Annotated in this window: 16 protein-coding genes; 11 read left to right on the top strand and 5 right to left on the bottom strand. The window is 41.3% G+C overall.

Features of this window, described 5'->3' with window-relative positions; translation table 11 throughout:
• From H3299_RS09790 to H3299_RS09780, 3 genes are read left to right on the top strand one after another with little or no spacing between them, the layout of a single operon-like run.
• Positions 1-774, top strand: a complete 774-nt coding sequence (locus H3299_RS09790) for a thiazole synthase (RefSeq protein WP_182417486.1) — start codon at positions 1-3, stop codon at positions 772-774.
• Positions 771-1,379, top strand: coding sequence for a thiamine phosphate synthase (locus H3299_RS09785; RefSeq protein WP_182417485.1), 609 nt, complete (start codon positions 771-773; stop codon positions 1,377-1,379). Before H3299_RS09790 ends, H3299_RS09785 begins: the two co-directional genes overlap by 4 nt.
• Positions 1,376-2,119 (top strand): hydroxymethylpyrimidine/phosphomethylpyrimidine kinase, encoded by a 744-nt coding sequence (locus H3299_RS09780; protein ID WP_182417484.1) that lies wholly within the window; start codon positions 1,376-1,378, stop codon positions 2,117-2,119. The genes H3299_RS09785 and H3299_RS09780 overlap by 4 nt, the downstream gene beginning before the upstream one ends.
• A gap of 15 nt (positions 2,120-2,134) precedes the next feature.
• On the opposite strand, the gene H3299_RS09775 is transcribed toward H3299_RS09780, so the two are convergent.
• A complete protein-coding gene (locus H3299_RS09775) occupies positions 2,135-2,542 on the bottom strand; it encodes an STAS/SEC14 domain-containing protein (protein ID WP_182417483.1) in 408 nt (135 codons plus the stop codon).
• 539 nt (positions 2,543-3,081) lie between these two features.
• On the opposite strand from H3299_RS09775, the gene H3299_RS09770 reads away from it, so the two are divergent.
• The 5 genes from H3299_RS09770 (at position 3,082) to H3299_RS09750 (ending at position 8,624) form a co-directional block, all read left to right on the top strand.
• Positions 3,082-3,324, top strand: coding sequence for a GlsB/YeaQ/YmgE family stress response membrane protein (locus tag H3299_RS09770; protein ID WP_182417482.1), 243 nt, complete (start codon positions 3,082-3,084; stop codon positions 3,322-3,324).
• A gap of 304 nt (positions 3,325-3,628) precedes the next feature.
• On the top strand, positions 3,629-4,360 hold the full coding sequence (locus tag H3299_RS09765) for a L,D-transpeptidase (RefSeq protein WP_182417481.1): 732 nt from the start codon (positions 3,629-3,631) through the stop codon (positions 4,358-4,360).
• Positions 4,361-4,438: 78 nt separating this feature from the next.
• The gene (locus H3299_RS09760; RefSeq protein WP_182417480.1) at positions 4,439-5,098 is read left to right on the top strand and encodes a GNAT family N-acetyltransferase; all 660 of its coding nucleotides are present in this window, start codon (positions 4,439-4,441) and stop codon (positions 5,096-5,098) included.
• A gap of 138 nt (positions 5,099-5,236) precedes the next feature.
• On the top strand, positions 5,237-6,841 hold the full coding sequence (locus H3299_RS09755; RefSeq protein WP_182417479.1) for an ABC transporter substrate-binding protein: 1,605 nt from the start codon (positions 5,237-5,239) through the stop codon (positions 6,839-6,841).
• A gap of 181 nt (positions 6,842-7,022) precedes the next feature.
• A complete protein-coding gene (locus H3299_RS09750) occupies positions 7,023-8,624 on the top strand; it encodes an ABC transporter substrate-binding protein (protein ID WP_182417478.1) in 1,602 nt (533 codons plus the stop codon).
• A 241-nt stretch (positions 8,625-8,865) separates the two neighbouring features.
• Here H3299_RS09750 and H3299_RS09745 read toward each other — a convergent pair whose 3' ends face one another.
• The 3 genes from H3299_RS09745 to H3299_RS09735 form a co-directional block, all read right to left on the bottom strand.
• On the bottom strand, positions 8,866-11,988 hold the full coding sequence (locus H3299_RS09745) for an efflux RND transporter permease subunit (RefSeq protein ID WP_182417477.1): 3,123 nt from the start codon (positions 11,986-11,988) through the stop codon (positions 8,866-8,868).
• Between the two features lie 121 nt (positions 11,989-12,109).
• The gene (locus H3299_RS09740) at positions 12,110-13,243 is read right to left on the bottom strand and encodes an efflux RND transporter periplasmic adaptor subunit (RefSeq protein WP_182417476.1); all 1,134 of its coding nucleotides are present in this window, start codon (positions 13,241-13,243) and stop codon (positions 12,110-12,112) included.
• Between the two features lie 131 nt (positions 13,244-13,374).
• The gene (locus H3299_RS09735; protein ID WP_182417475.1) at positions 13,375-13,929 is read right to left on the bottom strand and encodes a TetR/AcrR family transcriptional regulator; all 555 of its coding nucleotides are present in this window, start codon (positions 13,927-13,929) and stop codon (positions 13,375-13,377) included.
• Between the two features lie 367 nt (positions 13,930-14,296).
• Here H3299_RS09735 and H3299_RS09730 point away from each other — a divergent pair, with 367 nt between their 5' ends.
• The 3 genes from H3299_RS09730 to H3299_RS09720 all read left to right on the top strand — a co-directional run bounded on the left by H3299_RS09730 (position 14,297) and on the right by H3299_RS09720 (position 17,166).
• Positions 14,297-15,409, top strand: a complete 1,113-nt coding sequence (locus H3299_RS09730) for a PLP-dependent cysteine synthase family protein (RefSeq protein ID WP_210276095.1) — start codon at positions 14,297-14,299, stop codon at positions 15,407-15,409.
• A gap of 92 nt (positions 15,410-15,501) precedes the next feature.
• Positions 15,502-15,933, top strand: coding sequence for a Cu(I)-responsive transcriptional regulator (gene cueR / locus H3299_RS09725; RefSeq protein WP_182417474.1), 432 nt, complete (start codon positions 15,502-15,504; stop codon positions 15,931-15,933).
• 81 nt (positions 15,934-16,014) lie between these two features.
• On the top strand, positions 16,015-17,166 hold the full coding sequence (locus H3299_RS09720; RefSeq protein ID WP_210276171.1) for an alpha-hydroxy acid oxidase: 1,152 nt from the start codon (positions 16,015-16,017) through the stop codon (positions 17,164-17,166).
• A gap of 58 nt (positions 17,167-17,224) precedes the next feature.
• On the opposite strand, the gene carA is transcribed toward H3299_RS09720, so the two are convergent.
• On the bottom strand, positions 17,225-18,421 hold the full coding sequence (gene carA / locus H3299_RS09715; RefSeq protein WP_182419728.1) for a glutamine-hydrolyzing carbamoyl-phosphate synthase small subunit: 1,197 nt from the start codon (positions 18,419-18,421) through the stop codon (positions 17,225-17,227).
• Between the last annotated feature and the right edge of the window lie 316 nt (positions 18,422-18,737).

The following is an 18,737-nucleotide window of genomic DNA, read 5'->3' as shown; positions in this document are numbered from 1 at the left end:
ATGTTAACGCTTTATGGAGAAGATGTAACGTCGCATTTGCTTTTGGGTAGCGCACAATATCCATCACCTGCTATCTTGGCTGAAGCAGTGCGCCAGTCACAAACAGATATTGTCACTGTTTCGCTTCGCCGAGAAACAGCTGGTGGTAGTCAAGGCGGTCAGTTTTGGCAGTTAATTCGCGATCTTGGTGTTAAGGTTTTACCAAATACTGCGGGTTGTTATTCGGTAAAAGAGGCTGTAACTACAGCAAAAATGGCACGAGATTTGTTTAAAACAGATTGGGTGAAGCTTGAAGTTATCGGCAATCAAGACACTTTGCAGCCTAATGTTTTCGCTCTTGTCGAAGCCGCACAAATTTTAAGTGATGATGGTTTTAAGGTCTTTCCTTATACAACCGATGATCTCATAGTTGGTGAAAAGCTGCTTGAAGCTGGCTGTAAGGTGCTTATGCCTTGGTGTGCACCCATTGGTTCTGCAAAAGGACCGCGCGACTGTGATGGTTTACGCGCTATGCGGGCACATTTTAATGATGTTCCGTTGATTGTTGATGCAGGCATTGGCAGGCCATCGCATGCGGCCATTGTTATGGAACTTGGCTTTGATGCGGTATTGCTCAATACGGCTGTCGCTAAAGCCGGTGATCCAGTTAAAATGGCTTATGCGTTTAAGCTTGCTATTGAAGCTGGAAAACAAGCCTTTGAAGCACAATTTTTAGAGCCGCGTGATTTCGCAGCCCCTTCAACACCAGTGATCGGACAGGCGGTATTTTCATGAGATTAGATCCTTTTTATCCCATTTTTGACAGTGCCGATTGGTTAGAGCGCCTTGTTCCGCTTGGTATTAAATTGGTTCAGATGCGCATGAAAAATCAACCCGATGATGTTATTCGCCGACATATTCAAAGGTCAAAGGTGATTTGCCAAAAGCATGATTGCCAACTTATTATTAATGATTATTGGCAATTAGCAATTGAAGAACAATGCGATTTTGTGCATTTAGGGCAAGAAGATTTAAGCGTTGCTAATGTCGATGCTATTCGCAGCCATGGTTTAAAATTAGGTTTATCGACCCATGATGAGGATGAACTTGCCACTGCACTTGCGCAAAAGCCCGATTATATTGCTTTGGGGCCAATTTATCCAACTATATTGAAAAAAATGAAATGGGCACCGCAAGGTCTTGAAAAATTGGGTAAATGGCGGCAAATAATAGGTCAATTGCCACTTGTTGCTATTGGTGGTTTAAATGTTGATCGGCTTAATGGTGTTTTTGCAGCAGGCTGTGACAGTGCAGCAGTGGTAACTGATATCACTTTAAACCCTTCACCTGAAACGCGGGTACAAGAGTGGTTAAGCCATACAGCCAAGTGGCGTGCATGACTTTTCCTAATGTACTTATTATCGCTGGTAGCGATTCATCGGGCGGTGCAGGGGTTGTCCGTGATATAGAGACAGCAAACCATTTATTTTGTAAATCATCGGTGGCAATAACGGCAGTTACAGCTCAAACCAATCAAGGCGTTATTGCTGTTGAACCAATGCAACCTTTACTATTGGAGCAGCAGATTGAAGCTGCAAAGATTGCTAATCCAATAGCTGCTGTAAAAATTGGCATGGTGGCGACAGTTGAAAACAGTGTTGTTTTACAAAATCAGCTTGCTTGTATAGCTAAAACGCCAATTATTTTTGACCCAGTTTTGGTTGCAAGCTCTGGTGGCCCCTTAAGCAGAGAAAACCTTGTTGAGGCGATAACCGCAAGGCTTTTGCCTTACATCGATATTTTAACTCCAAATATAAATGAACTCGCAACTTTGTTAGGTGACAAGCCGGCACCAAGTGATGACTATGCTATTAAGCAAGCAAAACAACTTTTGCATAGGGGCGTTAAAGCAATTTTAGTAAAGGGTGGCCACCTTGATGGTTTGGAAGCAAGAGATTACCTTGTTACAAACGAAGATGTTATCACGTTTTCACAGCCGCGTTTAGCGGTGCTAAGGCGCGGTACCGGCTGCACTTTGTCAACAGCTATTGCCTGTTATATAGCATCAGGAGACAGTCTTTCGCAAGCAATTGGCAGGGCGAAAGATTTTCTTTATGCACAATTGCTTGCATTGGTTTAAGGTGGATTTTGCATTTTATTCTTCATTCTCTATTGGTTTGCTTTTAACAAAATCCCATGCAGCGTTAACATCATCTGCCGCAAACCAACGAAAATTGGGAGCCAAAAATGGACTTAAAAATTTGGTTGTAAAAGACATATAGCTTGGTCCACCAACTACAGCGTATCGATCGACTTTATCATGCAATTCCTTGTTCATGGAAAGTGCATCGGGTTTAAATAAAGCCGACCATTCAACCTCGTCAGTTCCATAAAAAATAACGATTATATTGAATTTCTCATGCAATGTCGCTTTAGCTTCCATGAGGCCATAGAGATTTTCAATATCAGCATCGTTAAGTGAACCTTTGATAGCAAGTGCTAAGGTTAGAGGATTATCTGTTTTAATTTTTCTGATTGGGGAAGGGGTAAGGTCGACTACCATTGCACTATCCTTTTAAATGAAATTTAAGGCATTCTTATAATTTAAGGCATTTTTACAATAATGTGTAAAGTGAATTTTATGTTTAAAGTATATATAATCAAATGCCCGCAATTCCTTATTAATGTAATTGATGAACCGTTTGCGTTCTTGTTATTTTTAGAGATAAGCTAATTTTGTTATAACAAAAATTTAAAAAGCCATTTAACATTGATACGTTTGAAAGTGCTATTCTATCTTTATTGGATTGTATCTGAATTAAATTCGTATTAATCTTGCTAGGTGTTTATTGTTTATTTTAACTGATGGTGATGCTATCTTATAATAACATTATTAGGTTGGTAGTTTACAAAAATTTACACGAAATGCTTTGAAAATAATTTTAAAAATTTGTTTTTCATGTTTTGAATCTTATATAATAATTATTGGAGGAACTTTTTTGAGTTCTCGCCATTTATAATAAGAGAGATTTGTTTTCAAAGTTTCTGACTGCAATATTACAAAGAATTTTTTTAATCGTCATTCTTAAAGGAGATGAACTCATGGGCTTAGGTTTTTTTGCAAGCATAATTGTTGGTGGTCTTGCGGGCTGGTTCGCGCAAATGTTCATGAATAGTGGCGGCGGTATTATTCTCAACATCATTTTAGGTATAGTCGGTGCCGCACTTGCAAGCCTTGTACTTGGTTGGTTTGGTGTTAGCTTTTATGGCTGGCTTGGCTATCTTATCGCTGGTTTTGTTGGTGCATGTGTCCTTATTGCTTTTGGTCGGGCAATCAGGGGATAAATACCGCTACTTTGCTGTTTTCTTAAAGGCGCTGTAAATCTAGGTGGTTTATAGCGCCTTTTTGTATTTTTTTGAAAACTACAAAAATGATGATGCCACATTGATGTGTTTGGCTTATGTTTTAATATTGTTATTTCTATCTTTACAATATTGCGCTTTGTAAATGAGTTTTTGGGGTTAACGTTTTTTCAATATTGCTAGCGTTAAATAAGGTCTTAAGTTTTGGGAGAAAATACATTGATAGGATGGGTTGTCTTGTCATTTTATTTTTTTCAAATAGGTTTTATTACTTGAAGGTTGTATCATGACCAATGAACGTTCGTTACAAAATCGACGACTAATGTTAAAAGGCACCGGTCTTTTTATGATGAGTGGTCTTGCTGGATGTACAATGGACCGCTTTTTGCCCGCCATTGATACAACTACGACGAGTGCAATCATTGGCCCTAATGGTGGCAATGCCATGAGGCCACCGATTAGCGTTGATGCCAGGGTAACATCTTCTGATACTATGTATGCAGCCGTTAACGAACGTGGTTTCCAGTTGCAAGCCATCCCTTATGACCAAATACCTCGCCAATACCGTCGCCAAATTGTCCCTAATACAACGGGTGAGGGACCCGGGACGATTGTTGTTGATGCAAAAAACTATTTTCTCTATTTTACTCAAAATGGCGGTGATGCTATCCGTTATGGCGTTGGTGTTGGGCGTGCTGGCTTTAGTTGGTCAGGGCGTGCTAAAGTACAATATAAGCGCGAATGGCCTGTTTGGACACCACCTGCCGAAATGATAAAACGCCAACCGGAGCTTGTGCAATATAGAAATGGCATGCAGCCGGGGCCAACCAACCCATTGGGAGCGCGCGCATTATATATTTACCAAAATGGCAACGATACTGGCTATCGTATTCATGGTTCGCCAGAATGGTGGTCTATTGGTAAATCTATGTCATCAGGTTGTATTCGTTTAATTAATCAAGATATTATTGATCTTTATGCTCGTGTTCCTGTTGGTACGCCTATTTTGGTGCGCTAAATCTTAAAAGCGATTTAAATAGATCAATATTTCAACGGAAAATATCTTTTTTACTATTGGCTGCTAAGCGGGGGTGTGATGGTTGAAAAATTGGCGTGGAATGGCTGTACAGCTCCTGAGCAAAAGATAATCGAAGGGCAATATGTCCGCTTGGTCCCGCTTTCAATAGCTGCGCACTTGAGTGATTTATTTGCGGCTTCAAAAAATGGGTTGGCTCAAGAGCGTTTCTTATATTTAGCAGAACTTCCACCTATTGATATTGAAGAATTTAAGTGCTGGATGGCAAATGCCATAAATAACGTTAATCTTCAATTTTTTGCGGTGATTGATAAAAGAACCAATCGTGCAGAAGGGCGCTTTGCCCTTATGCGCATGGATTTGGATAATGGCATTATTGAAATCGGCCATATCCTTTGGGGCGATGCTATAAAGCGCAGCCGCATCGCTACCGAGGCATTTTTTCTAGTTGCTGATTATGTTTTTGCATTAAAATTTAGACGTTTAGAATGGAAGTGTAACAATAATAATGAGCCTTCTAAAAAGGCAGCCCTCCGCTTTGGTTTTCAATATGAAGGCTTGTTTCGCCAACATATGGTCGTTAAGGGACAAAATCGCGATACCGCATGGTTTTCCATCATAGATCGGGATTGGTCTGATTTGCGACAGAAATATTTAAAATGGCTTATGGCAGAAAACTTTAACGAAAATGCTGAGCAAAAGCGCCCCCTTAATATATAAAATGAACGCTTTACAAGTTACCTAAAATTCATTTACCTTAAGATACCTATATATTTACATTGGGTTCTAAGTTTTGGAACATATAAAAAACGTTAATAAGCCATGTTATTTCCAACTGACCGCACAGGGAGGTATCTTATGAAAATTTTGAAATCTACTTTAATGGCAACGGCTTTAGCTGCATCGGTATTAGCTGGCATTGTCGGTGCTTCAGCTAAAACTCTTGTTTATTGCTCAGAGGCATCGCCTGAAGGCTTTGATCCTTCCGCCTATACATCTGGTACAACATTTGATGCTGCAGGACGTGCATCCTATAGTCGTTTGCTTGAATTTGTGGTTGGCACTAGCAATACTGAGGCTGGTTTGGCTGAAAGTTGGGATATTTCGGATGACGGCTTAACTTATACATTTCATCTGCGTAAAGGTGTAAAGTTCCAAACTACTAATTATTTTACCCCTAGTCGCGATATGAATGCTGACGATGTGGTGTTTTCTTTTGAAAGGCAATGGAAAACAGATAACCCTTGGTTTAGTTATACGCCGGGTATCCTTTGGCAATATTTCGATAGTATGGATATGGGCAAACTTTTAAAATCAGTTGAAAAGGTTGATGATTATACTGTAAAAATTACTTTAACGCGACCTGAAGCACCATTCCTTGCTAATATGGCTATGGATTTTGCGTCGATTGTTTCAAAAGAATATGCCGATAAATTGCAAAAAGATGGTAAGATGGAGCTGATGAACCAGCAACCGGTTGGCACAGGGCCATTTATTTTTGTTGGCTATCAAAAAGATGCGGTTATTCGTTATAAGGCAAACCCTGATTATTATCGTGGTAAACCAGCCGTTGATAATTTAGTTTTTGCGATCACTCTTGATCCATCAGTTCGTATGCAAAAATTAAAAGCAGGTGAATGTCATATTGCATCATATCCCAACCCCAATGATGTTGCTGAATTGAAAGCAGATAAAAATCTCAATGTACAAGAGCAAGCGGGTCTTAACGTTGCTTATCTTGCCTATAATACTGAAGAAGCACCTTTTGATAAAGCGGAAGTGCGCCGCGCTTTAAACATGGCAGTTAATAAGCAAAGTATTGTTAATGCGGTTTTTGGTGGTGCAGGGCAGGTTGCACAAAATCCAATCCCGCCAACAATGTGGGGGTATAATAAAGCTATTAAACCAGACCAATATAATCCTGATGAAGCCAAAAAGGTACTTGCAGAAGCCGGGGTAAAAGATCTTTCAATGAAAATTTGGGCGATGCCAGTTTCGCGCCCTTATATGCCTAATGCTAGGCGCGCCGCCGAACTCATCCAGTCAGATTTTGCTCATATTGGTGTAAAAGCTGATATTGTGTCGATGGAATGGGGGGAATATCTAAAAGCGGGCAATGATAAGGGGCGCGATGGTGCCATGATTATGGGCTGGACAGGCGACAATGGCGATCCTGATAATTTCATGGGGGTGCTTAATTCTTGTGTCGGCATTGGTACCAATAATTATGCGCGTTGGTGCAATAAGGAGTTTGAAGATATCATTTTAAAAGCTCGCATCAGTAATAATCATGATGAGCGGGTAAAGCTTTATGAAAAAGCACAAGAGGTGTTTAATAGAGAGGCACCATGGCTCGTCATTGCTAATTCTACTGTCTTTATGCCAATGTCCAAAAATGTTAAAAACTATGTTATGGACCCGCTAGGGCTTCATCGTTTTGAAAATGTTGATATTGAAGAATGATATTGGTAATTTAAAATTGTTAAAGCGGGTGATTTTCACCCGCTTTTTTTAATTTCGCTACTTCTATCATTCATAAAAATATTCGCTATTTGATGTTTAAACGCAAAAAAATTGCTTGCTGTTTTTGTAATTTTGCCGCGTGATAATCGTTGAGACCGCAGTTTTTGGGAAGGAATGCGCAATGATGATAAATAAACTTATTCGCACCGCTATTATTGCTACAGCTTTTTGTGGGGTAGCCACCACTGTGTCAGCTAAAACCTTGGTTTATTGCTCTGAAGCCTCGCCTGAAGGTTTTGATCCAGCGCTTTATACATCTGGTACAACTTTTGATGCAAGTAGTCGACCAGTTTTTAATAAATTAGTTGATTTTGTTAAAGGCACCAGCAATATCAAATCTGGCCTTGCGGAAAGATGGGACATTTCTGATGACGGGTTAACTTATACATTTCATCTAACTAAAGGTGTTAAGTTCCATACAACCAGCTATTTTACTCCAAGCCGAGACTTCAATGCCGATGATGTTATTTTCTCTTTTGAGAGGCAATGGAAGAAGGATAATCCATGGCATAATTATACCCCTGGCGTATCGTGGCAATATTTTGAAAGTATGGAAATGAACACATTGTTCAAATCCATCGACAAAATTGATGATTATACGGTGCGTTTTACTTTAAACAGGCCTGAAGCCCCATTTCTTGCTAATATGGCCATGCCCTTCGCAGTTATCTATTCCAAGGAATACGGTGATAAGCTTGAAAAAGAAGGTAAAATGGAATTGATGAATCAACAACCGGTTGGTACAGGGCCATTTATCTTTGTTGGCTATCAAAAGGATGCTGTTATCCGCTTTAAAGCAAATCCTGACTATTTCCAAGGCAAACAACCTATTGATAATTTGGTATTTGCAATCACTCTTGATCCATCTGTTCGTATGCAAAAGCTTAAGGCAAATGAATGCCAAATTGCTTCTTATCCCAATCCTAATGATTTGCCCGATTTAAAGGCTGATAAAAATCTAATTGTACAAGAACAAGCTGGGCTTAATATTGCCTATCTTGCCTATAATACTGAAGAAGCACCTTTTAATAAAATAGAAGTGCGCCAAGCTTTGAATAAAGCAGTCAATAAGCAAGCTATTGTTGATGCTGTGTTTGGTGGTGCAGGTCAAGTTGCACAAAATCCAATTCCACCAACAATGTGGGGTTTTAACAAAAATATTAGACCGGATGAATATAATCCTGAAGAAGCAAAAAAGATGCTAGATAAAGCCGGCGTCAAGGATCTTTCAATGAAGATTTGGGCAATGCCGATATCGCGTCCTTATATGCCAAATGGTCGTAGAACTGCTGAGCTTATTCAGGCAGATTATGCTAAGGTTGGTATCAAAAGTGAAATTGTTTCTATGGAATGGGGGGAATACCTAAAGGCGGGCAATGATAAGGGGCGCGATGGTGCTTTTATGATGGGCTGGATCGGTGATAATGGTGACCCTGATAATTTTATGGGAGTATTAAACTCCTGTGCTGGTGTTGGCACTAATAATTATGCGCGTTGGTGTAATAAGGATTTTGATGATTTGATACAACGTGGTCGCACGACTACGGATCATGATGAGCGTGTTAAAATTTATGAAGAAGCGCAAGAATTCTTTAATAAGGAGGCTCCATGGCTAGTTATTGCCAATTCAACCGTATTTATGCCAATGTCCAACAAGGTTAAAAACTATATCATGGATCCTATGGGGTCGCACGCTTTTGACGGTGTTGATATTGAGGACTAGTTGGAAACAACGTATGATAGAAGGGTTGTGTTTATTCGCCTGCTGTCATGGTGGTGGATAAGAGTAAATAGGATATTCTTAGAGCGTTTTCCGAAAAGTTTGAAGCGGTTTTCGGGCAAAAACGCGATGTAAACAATGGATTAGAGCGCATTTCGATCTGATTCAATCAGATCGAAATGCGCTCTAATATAAAAGGCCATCAGTTCAACTAATGGCCTTTTATTATTTAAGGTATAAAATATTAAGCGACTTCGTCTTTTTCCTGAACTTGTGGCTTTACTTTAAAGAAGCGCAGGATAATGAGGAAGAAAACTGGCACAAACATAACAGCAAGAACTGTCGCGGTTATCATGCCGCCAAGTACGCCTGTACCAATTGCATTTTGACTGCCCGCGCCAGGACCATTAGCAATTGCAAGGGGTAATACGCCAAGCGAAAATGCCAATGATGTCATCAAAATTGGTCTAAAGCGTAATTTTGCCGCTTCCAGTGCTGCACTAGAAAGAGACATACCCTGACCATAAAGCTCACGCGCAAATTCCACAATCAAAATAGCATTTTTCGCCGATAGCCCAATAATGGTAATAAGACCAATTTTAAAATAAAGGTCATTTGCCATATCACGCATCATCACCGCAAGAACACAGCCAATAATCCCAAGTGGCACCACCAACATCACCGATACCGGAATTGACCAACTTTCATAAAGTGCTGCTAACAATAGGAATACAAAGAGAATAGATAGCGCAAATAAAAGGGTAGATTGCGAACCAGATTTAATCTCTTCTGCCGTTTGTCCTGACCATTCAAAACCATAGCCTTCTGGGAGTGCTTTAGCAATACGCTCCATTTCAGCAATTGCATCACCGGTTGAATAACCCGGGGCTGGTGAACCAGTGATACGCATTGATGGATAGGCATTATAACCAATAACCTGCGCAGGTCCTTTTTGCCAATTAACATGAGCAAAGGCTGATAAAGGCACCATTCCGCCATGGGTATTTTTGACGTGAATGCTTAATAACTGGACCGCATCAAGACGCTTGGTATCCAATGCTTGAACAACAACACGTTGCAGCCTACCTACATTTGGAAAGTCGTTAACATAGGCCGAACCAAGATTGGCTGAAATAGCTGTATTAATATCAGCAAATGTCACACCAAAAGCATTTGCCTTTTCACGATCAATTTCAAGATTGACCTGTGCCGATTCAGGCAATCCTTCGGGGCGCACACCAGCTAGAATTGGACTTTGACTTGCCATGGCAAGCAATTGTCCCGTAGCTGCATTAAGCGACATGTTTTCTGAACCCCCACGATCTTGCAGGCGGAAACTAAAGCCATCAGTAGAACCAAAGCCGTCAATTGCTGGGGGTAGAACTGCAAATATTTGACTAACATCCTTAATTGATGCCAATTGTCCATTCGTCCAGTTAACAATATCTTGGGCTGATTGCCCTTTGCCGCGTTCGCTCCAGTCTTTTAAGGTTACAAAGACGATTGCTGCATTGGCACCTGACCCTGAGAAGCTAAAACCACGTACGCCAATAACATGATCAACGGCATCATTTCCGGCAAAAATTTTATCAATTTGTGATAGAACTTCATTGGTTCGGTTGGAGCTAGCTTCTGGTGGTAATAATGCACTGACAATAAGATAGCCCTGATCTTCATTTGGGGCAAAGCCTGTTGGCAATTTCATATAAGTATAGCCGAGCCCTAAAAGGATAGCCACATAAATGACCATAACACGACGGCTTTTAGCTAATGCGAAACGCACACCACCTTGATAATGGTTGGTCAAACTATTAAAGCTGCGGTTAAACCAACCAAAGAAACCGCGCTTATCGTGATGCCCTTTGGGAACAGGCTTCAAGAATGTTGAACAAAGAGCGGGTGTTAAAGTAAGCGCCAAAAGAGCCGAAAATAAAATAGACACTACCATGGTAAGCGAGAATTGGCGGTAGATTACACCCGTTGCACCTGGGAAAAATGCCATAGGTACAAACACGGCTGAGAGAACAAGTGTAATACCAATGATCGCGCCGGTTATTTGATGCATCGCCTTTTGTGTTGCTTGCTTGGGTGGCAACCCTTCCTCTGCCATGATGCGCTCAACATTTTCAACCACCACAATTGCATCATCAACCAGAATACCAATGGCGAGCACCATAGCAAACATTGTTAGCACATTGATGGAAAATCCTGCCGCTAACATAATAGCACAAGTACCAAGTAAGGCCACCGGAACGACAATGATGGGAATAAGCGTATAGCGGAAATTTTGTAAAAAGAGAAACATCACCAAGAAAACCAAAATGACGGCTTCAATCAAGGTATGAAAAACTTTTTCAATCGATGCGGACACAAAGGGTGTCGTATCGTAAGGGATAAGATAACTTACGCCTTTGGGAAGAAATGCTCCTAGCTCTGCCATTTTGGCATGAATAAGCTTCGATGTAGCAAGGGCATTACCGGAATTGGATAATTGAATGGCAGCAGCAGCAGATTGCTTGCCATCAAGTGTGGTAGAAAAATTATAGTCTTCTGCGCCAAGCTCCACACGGGCAACATCGGATAGTCGCACGGTTGAGCCATCAGGATTTGCACGTAAAATAATAGATGAGAATTCTTCAGGTGTTGCAAGCTGCCCCTTAACTAACACCGTTGCCGTGAGTTCTTGGGTTAAAGGATTGGGATCTGCACCAACACGGCCTGCAGCTACCTGCGCATTTTGCGCACGAATAGCAGCGGTTACATCGTCAACCGATAGATTTAGTCCCACCATCCGGTCTGGATCTAGCCAAACACGCAATGCGCGCTCTGATGCAAATAGTTGTACGCGTCCAACCCCGTCAATACGGCGCAACTCACCAAGGATATTACGGCTCATATAATCACCAAGGGCCACACTATCATACGAACCATCTGGTGAAATAAGGCTGATAAACATCATAAAGCCGTTGCCAGCTTCTTCAACCTGAATACCTTGATCAACAACTGATCGCGGCAAACGTGACTCAACACCGCGAATTTTGTTTTGCACATCAACCTGTGCCTTGGCTATATCTGAACCTGTATTAAATGTTGCCGTAATTTCAAGGCCACCATTTGAATCAGTGCTTGATTCAAAATAGGCAATATTTTCTACGCCATTTAATTCTTCTTCAATCTGACGGGTAACGCTGGCATAAACTTCCTGCGGTGACGCACCAGGGTAAGACGTCCGGATTGTTAATTGCGGCGGAGCAATTTTTGGATATTGCATTATAGGTAGATAAGGCAATGCAATAATACCAGCCAATGTTATGAATATCGCTATAACAAAGGCAAAAATGGGTCTTTTAATAAAAAACTGGGCCATAATGGTCTCGTTTCATCGGGGGGCTTATTTTAAATATTTCACAAACATTATAAATGCGATCTATTATCAGCATTTCATAATGCTGCAGATTTAAATAGGTTTAAACTGCTCATCGACATTGTTATTGGTTAATCGCAACACTAGTGCCGTCTTGAACTTTTGCACCGCCATCGATAATGACCTTATCGCCACTTTTGATACCAGTGCGCACAATCCAATTATTATCAATAGCTTGCCCAAGGGTAATATTACGCAAATGAGCGATATTCATTTCATCAACAACATAGACCTGCGCACCACCGCTATTATCACGAATAATGGCTCGTTGCGGCACAAGAATTGCAGAACTATCAACTGCCTGTTCAATACGCACCCGCACATAAAGGCCAGCTAAAAGCTCGTCCTTTGGATTTGGAAACTCAGCACGTAAGGTGATTTGTCCGGTGGTTGAATCAACTGACGCTTCTGAGAACAACAGGCGGCCTTTTTCACTGTAAGGTGTGCCATCATCAAAAACCAATTGTACACTTGCTTCCCCTGGGGCTGGGCTTTCAAGATCACCAGCATCTAAGCTGCGCCGAAGTTCTCGCACGGCATTGGAAGACTGAGTAAAATCGACATAAACAGGGTCTAGCTGTTGAACCAAAGCAAGGTGATTAGCATCGCTTGGGCTAACCAAAGCGCCTTCCGTTACCAGCGCGCGACCAATGCGGCCGGATATTGGTGCACGCACTTCAGTGTAACCAAGATCCAATTTTGCTGCATCAAGTGATGCTTGTGCTAAGGCCACATCCGCCTCAGCTTGTGCTAGAGCTGCAACCGCATTATCGTAATTGGTTGTCGAGGTAACCTCACGCTCGCGCAATTGCGATTGGCGCTCGGCAAGTTGCTTAGCATTTAATTCAACAGCCTTAGCGCGGGCAAGGGAAGCCTCGGCGCTAGCCACGCGTACACGAAATGGCATGGGATCAATACGATAAAGCACTTCGCCTTCTTTTACTGTGCTACCTTGGGTAAAAACACGCTCAACTACAATACCAGAAATGCGCGGCCGCACTTCGGCAACTCGTGTTGGTGCAACCCGGCCGGGTAATTCAGTGACAACAGGAACCGATTGCGGGGTGGCAACGACAATATTAACGGCAGGGGGAGGGGGAGCTTCACCACCTTGTTCTTGCGCGTAAAGCCCATAAGATGATGCGCTTAAAAGCAAAAATGGTAGGATGATTTTGGTTAAAAAAGCTGGGGGACGCATGAGGATATACCTATTACTTTTGGGAGATTAGTAAAGATGATACTTTTACTCAAGTAAATATATGGTAAAAGTGAAATTAAAATTTAAGTTAATTAGTATTTTATAACTTAATCGAATATAATGGAATAAAATCAAATTTCTGCATCTTGACCATTATTTTTTGCTAAATTATCAATATGATCCAGTATTCTTTGACGCTGGTCTTCATTCCACGGAAAAACACCAAGCATTTCAAGACTGCATAAACCATGCATAGCTAAATAAGCTAGGGAAGCATTGGGTTTATCTAAGCTTTCTATATTGAGATCTTTTATGTCTTTCCAAATATATTGGATGATTTGTTCACGGATAGCTTGATTGTTTGCCATGCTTGCACAAATAGCAAGACTAACGGCGCGTTCATTATCGCCACAATGTCGCCTAATCACTTCAATATTAGCCGACATCAGCGACATGCCTTTGGATTGTTCATCGGCGACTATTTGATCATAGCATGAAAAATGCCGTTTGATGAGCGCGCTGATCAAAGCCTCTTTGGATTTATAATCATAAAGCACAGTCGCCTTACTAACCCCAGCCTTATTGGCAACGGCTTCAACCGTTAGCTTAGCAACGCCGCTTTCTATCACAACCGCTTCAACAGCATCTAAGATCTGGTTTTGATCTATACTGCGTTTACGACCCATTCTTTTCGACCTATAAGCTTACATAAATTTATTTCTATATTGGTGATTTATATATTTCCAACCATTCGTTTATAAAAAATATTTCAATTTGTCAATTCTAGTTTTAAGAGTCGTTTTATCCTTTCAATTGGCGCTTTGAAATAAAAAAGCGATATAAATCAGGCAAAATTGCCTTAAGCGCTGCAGGTCGATTTCATTAAATAGGTAAAATACGATAAAATTTGTAGTCTAATAAAATATATAAAAATAGAATTTTATGCTATTTTTTGAAAAAAAATTAAAAATTTACGAATGTTAATTGCTTTAATTTTAAAAAATATATTTTATTATGACGAAGTCAGCATAAATAATTATTCGGTAAATAGATATGAACAACCATATGACCTTTCCCTCCCTTGATGCCCCAAGTCTTTGTACACGCCACTGGTTGGTGGAAGCAATTGAATGTCTTGAAGCCGAAGCCAGCCGCTCAGCTGATACTCATTTGCTACGTTTAGATTTGCCAAGCTGTAATGGCATTACCCTTTATTTAAAAGATGAATCAAGCCATTCAACCGGTAGCTTGAAACATCGTTTAGCGCGTTCGCTGTTTCTCTATGCTTTATGCAATGGCAAGGTAGGGCCACAAACCACCATTATTGAAGCATCAAGCGGTTCAACCGCTGTATCAGAAGCCTATTTTGCTAAATTGCTAGGTCTGCGCTTCATTACCGTTGTGCCGCGCACCACATCGGTTGAAAAGATTGCTGCAATTGAGTTTTATGGCGGGGAAGTTCATTTCATTGATGATCCAAAGAGTGTTTATAAAACAGCGCAAGATTTAGCTGATAGACTAAATGGCTATTATATTGACCAGTTTACTTATGCCGAGCGTGCAACGGATTGGCGTGGCAATAATAATATTGCCAATTCGATTTTCTCGCAATTAAGCCGCGAAAAAAATCCCATTCCTGATTGGATTGTTGCAAGCGCTGGTACGGGTGGTACATCGGCAACCCTTGGCCGCTATATCCGCTATGGTTGTTATTCTACCCGTCTTTGCGTTGCAGATCCTGAAGGTTCGGTGTTTCATAAGCATTATATGGATCGCACTATCCGAGAAATTGACGGTTGTAATTCGGTCATTGAAGGTATTGGCCGCGCAAGGGTAGAGCCGTCATTTTTACCTGATGTTATTGATCGCATGATTGCAGTACCAGATGAAGCAAGCCTTGCCGCCATGCGCGTTATCAGCAAACTTGTTGGTCGTAGTTGTGGTGGTTCCACGGGTACTAATCTTTGGGCGGTTGGAAAAATTGTTTCTGACATGATTAAAAACAATCAAACCGGCAGCATTGTCACCCTGATTTGTGATAGCGGCGAACGTTACCGTTCTACCTATCTTGATGATAATTGGCTCGCCAAAAAGAACCTTGATATTGCTCCCTATGTGGCAGCACTGGAAGCACTATTTATCAATGGGCGAGCTTTTACCAAATAGTATTATCTTAGCAATTATGATTGCATTTTTTAGCAAAATACCTAACTTTACATGGAGCTATTATTTAGCTCCATTTTTTGTGGGAGAATTGTATGAATATAGGAGAAGCAGCCAAGGAAAGCGGCGTTTCTGCCAAGATGATCCGCCATTACGAGAGCATTGGTCTTATTAAGGCAGCCCATCGTAGTGATGCAGGCTACCGCCATTACGCAATGCAGGATCTTGATACTTTACGATTTATTCGCCGCTCTCGCGATTTAGGCTTTTCGCTTGATCAAATTAACACGCTTTTGTCACTTTGGCGTGAACAATCGCGCAGCTCTGCTGAAGTAAAAAAACTAGCCGCCCAACACCTTGCAGAACTTGAAGAAAAGATGGCAGTTTTGCGCGAAATGAGCGATAAATTGCGGCTATTGATTAACCAATGTAATGGCAATGATGATCCTGATTGCGCCATTATTGAAACCTTGGCAGGAAGTACCCCAAATAGCCATTGCTGTGCTTCACCTAAGCAATTGGATTAATTATTTTATATTTTGGCTATTTTTTATGGCAACTATGTGATTTTGGGTGCAACTTAGACAATTTTTTAAGAAAGGTCTATGATGAGACAATTGCTCGATATTGCTGATTTAAAAAAGGCAGCAAAGCGCCGCGTTCCAAAAATGTTTTTTGATTATGCCGATTCAGGTGCATGGACAGAAAGTACCTATCGTGCCAATGAAAATGATTTTAAACAAATTAAACTGCGCCAAAAAGTTCTCGTTGATATGACAGGTCGCAGTTTGCAAAGTGAAATGATTGGCCAAAAGGTGGCCATGCCGGTTGCCCTTGCGCCAACGGGTCTTTGTGGCATGCAGCATGCCGATGGTGAGATTCTTGCTGCACAAGCGGCTGAAGAATTTGGCGTGCCTTTTACCCTATCAACTATGAGTATTTGTTCGATTGAGGATGTGCGATCTTCCACAACAAAACCCTTTTGGTTTCAGCTTTATGTTATGCGCGATCGTGATTTTGTTACCAATTTAATTGACCGCGCTAAAGCTGCCAATTGCAGCGCCTTGGTGCTTACATTAGATTTACAGATATTAGGGCAACGCCATAAGGATTTGCGCAATGGGCTTTCCGCACCACCGCGCTTTACACCAAAACATATCATGCAAATGGCAATGCGCCCGAAATGGTGTTTTGACATGCTTAAAACTCAAAGGCGCACTTTTCGCAATATTGATGGCCATGCTAAAGGCGTCAGTGATTTAAGCTCGTTATCTGCTTGGACGGCAGAACAATTTGACCCCAAATTAAATTGGCAAGATGTGGAATGGATCAAGAATAAATGGGGTGGCCCACTCATTCTAAAAGGCATTCTTGACGCAGACGACGCCCATAAAGCGGCTGAGAGCGGTGCTGATGCTTTAATTGTTTCTAACCACGGTGGCCGCCAGCTTGACGGCGCATCCTCAACAATTAGCATTTTGCCAGAAATTATTAATGCAGTCGGCAGCAAGATTGAAGTGCATTTAGATGGCGGCATCCGCTCTGGGCAAGATGTTCTAAAGGCTTTAGCTTTGGGTGCAAAAGGCACCTATATTGGTAGGCCATTTCTTTATGGGCTAGGTGCAAACGGTAAGCAAGGCGTGCGCCAAGTCTTGGATATTATTGCTAAAGAGCTTGATATCACCATGGCACTTTGCGGCAAACAAAAAGTAACAGATCTTGACGAAAGCGTTATTTATAAACCGCAAATTTCTAGTTAAAAGTACAAAAACACCCATCACCATTTAATTATGGTGATGGGTGTTTGAAAATCAAAATTTAAGCTTTATGTTTTTTGACAAGATCCATAAAGCGGTCAAAAAGATAATGGCTATCTTGTGGGCCAGGTGATGCTTCAGGATGGTGTTGCACTGAAAAAACTGGTTTTCCAACCAAATTGATGCCGCAATTTGTGCCATCAAAAAGTGAAATATGGGTTTCTTCAACACCTTCAGGCAGGCTTTTTGAATCGACCGCAAAACCATGATTCATTGAAACAATTTCAACCTTATCGGTGGTGAAATCCTTAACCGGATGGTTAGCACCATGGTGTCCTTGATGCATTTTTATGGTTTTGCCGCCCATGGCAAGAGCAAGCATTTGGTGGCCAAGACATATACCAAAAATTGGAATACCACTATCAACCAAAGTGCGAATAACGGGCACGGAATATGCTGCAGTGGCAGCTGGATCACCAGGGCCGTTTGAAAGGAAAATACCATCTGGTTGCATAGCAAGTACATCTTCTGCGCTTGCTGTCGCCGGTACGATTGTCACTTTAGCATCACGCCCTGCAAGCAAACGTAAGATATTTCTTTTAATACCATAATCAATAGCAACAATATGATATTTAGGTTCGGTTTCTTCGCTATAGCCTTCATTCCAAACCCAAGGCGTTTCACTCCACGGCATTGATTGACCGATGGTGACATCTTTTGCAAGATCAAGCCCTTCAAGACCAGACCAGCTTGCAGCGCGCTGCTTTAACGCAGCCATGTCAAATTTACCATCAGGACTATGGGCGATAACGCCATTAGGCGCGCCTTTTTCACGGATAAGAGCGGTGAGGGCGCGAGTATCAATACCGCAAAGAGCAATAACGCCGCGTGATTTTAACCATTGGTCTAGACCTTGCGCAGCACGATAATTAGATGGATCAGTGATATCGGCTTTTAAAACAGCACCAACTGCACCAAAATGATTGGCAGGGGTTAAATCTTCAATATCTTCTTGGTTGGTACCAACATTGCCGATATGGGGAAAAGTGAACGTAACAATTTGTCCAGTATAGGAAGGGTCTGTCAGGATTTCTTCATAACCAGTAAGGGCAGTGTTAAAACATACTTCAGCTTCAATTGCGCCCGTTGCGCCAAGGCCTTTTCCCTCAATCACTGTTCCATCTGCAAGTACCAATACGGCAGTTGATATTGACTTTTCCCATGGAGTGGCTGCTAAAGTGCTGATATTTTGGGTCATCATCGGTCTCTTTCTATATTCCGTGGGCAAAGATACTAAGGGCACGGATACTAAAAATAGTGCCATTATCATGCTAAGTTATTTATATTTGCGCATGTCAAAAGGGCGGATGCGGTCATCCACCTTAAAATATAATATCATGTCTGGCTAAGATTGGTATTATATCGGTTAATTTCAAAAAATAAAGTGAAGATTACGTCTTTTGCCCATTCTTTTAATCTTTACCCACTTTTTTAGGACTAATTAGATTTAAATAGCAATGATTTGCTGTCATTGCCTATAATAAATGGTTTTCCCTTGAATTGCATAAATTTCA

The organism is Bartonella sp. HY038 (genome assembly GCF_014117425.1).
In the GTDB taxonomy this organism is placed as follows: domain Bacteria; phylum Pseudomonadota; class Alphaproteobacteria; order Rhizobiales; family Rhizobiaceae; genus HY038.
Note: the sequence above shows the minus strand (reverse complement) of the source record. Positions and strands in the feature narration are given on the sequence as shown.

Excerpts from the sequence above, each read along its gene's own strand:
- H3299_RS09740 (WP_182417476.1), bottom strand. The coding sequence starts at position 13,243 with ATGCGTCCCCCAGCTTTTTTAACCAAAATCATCCTACCATTTTTGCTT.
- H3299_RS09735 (WP_182417475.1), bottom strand. The coding sequence starts at position 13,929 with ATGGGTCGTAAACGCAGTATAGATCAAAACCAGATCTTAGATGCTGTT.
- H3299_RS09780 (WP_182417484.1), top strand. The coding sequence starts at position 1,376 with ATGACTTTTCCTAATGTACTTATTATCGCTGGTAGCGATTCATCGGGC.
- H3299_RS09720 (WP_210276171.1), top strand. The coding sequence starts at position 16,015 with ATGAGACAATTGCTCGATATTGCTGATTTAAAAAAGGCAGCAAAGCGC.
- H3299_RS09765 (WP_182417481.1), top strand. The coding sequence starts at position 3,629 with ATGACCAATGAACGTTCGTTACAAAATCGACGACTAATGTTAAAAGGC.
- H3299_RS09760 (WP_182417480.1), top strand. The coding sequence starts at position 4,439 with ATGGTTGAAAAATTGGCGTGGAATGGCTGTACAGCTCCTGAGCAAAAG.
- H3299_RS09745 (WP_182417477.1), bottom strand. The coding sequence starts at position 11,988 with ATGGCCCAGTTTTTTATTAAAAGACCCATTTTTGCCTTTGTTATAGCG.
- H3299_RS09750 (WP_182417478.1), top strand. The coding sequence starts at position 7,023 with ATGATGATAAATAAACTTATTCGCACCGCTATTATTGCTACAGCTTTT.
- cueR (WP_182417474.1), top strand. The coding sequence starts at position 15,502 with ATGAATATAGGAGAAGCAGCCAAGGAAAGCGGCGTTTCTGCCAAGATG.
- H3299_RS09770 (WP_182417482.1), top strand. The coding sequence starts at position 3,082 with ATGGGCTTAGGTTTTTTTGCAAGCATAATTGTTGGTGGTCTTGCGGGC.
- H3299_RS09775 (WP_182417483.1), bottom strand. The coding sequence starts at position 2,542 with ATGGTAGTCGACCTTACCCCTTCCCCAATCAGAAAAATTAAAACAGAT.
- H3299_RS09790 (WP_182417486.1), top strand. The coding sequence starts at position 1 with ATGTTAACGCTTTATGGAGAAGATGTAACGTCGCATTTGCTTTTGGGT.
- carA (WP_182419728.1), bottom strand. The coding sequence starts at position 18,421 with ATGACCCAAAATATCAGCACTTTAGCAGCCACTCCATGGGAAAAGTCA.
- H3299_RS09755 (WP_182417479.1), top strand. The coding sequence starts at position 5,237 with ATGAAAATTTTGAAATCTACTTTAATGGCAACGGCTTTAGCTGCATCG.
- H3299_RS09785 (WP_182417485.1), top strand. The coding sequence starts at position 771 with ATGAGATTAGATCCTTTTTATCCCATTTTTGACAGTGCCGATTGGTTA.
- H3299_RS09730 (WP_210276095.1), top strand. The coding sequence starts at position 14,297 with ATGAACAACCATATGACCTTTCCCTCCCTTGATGCCCCAAGTCTTTGT.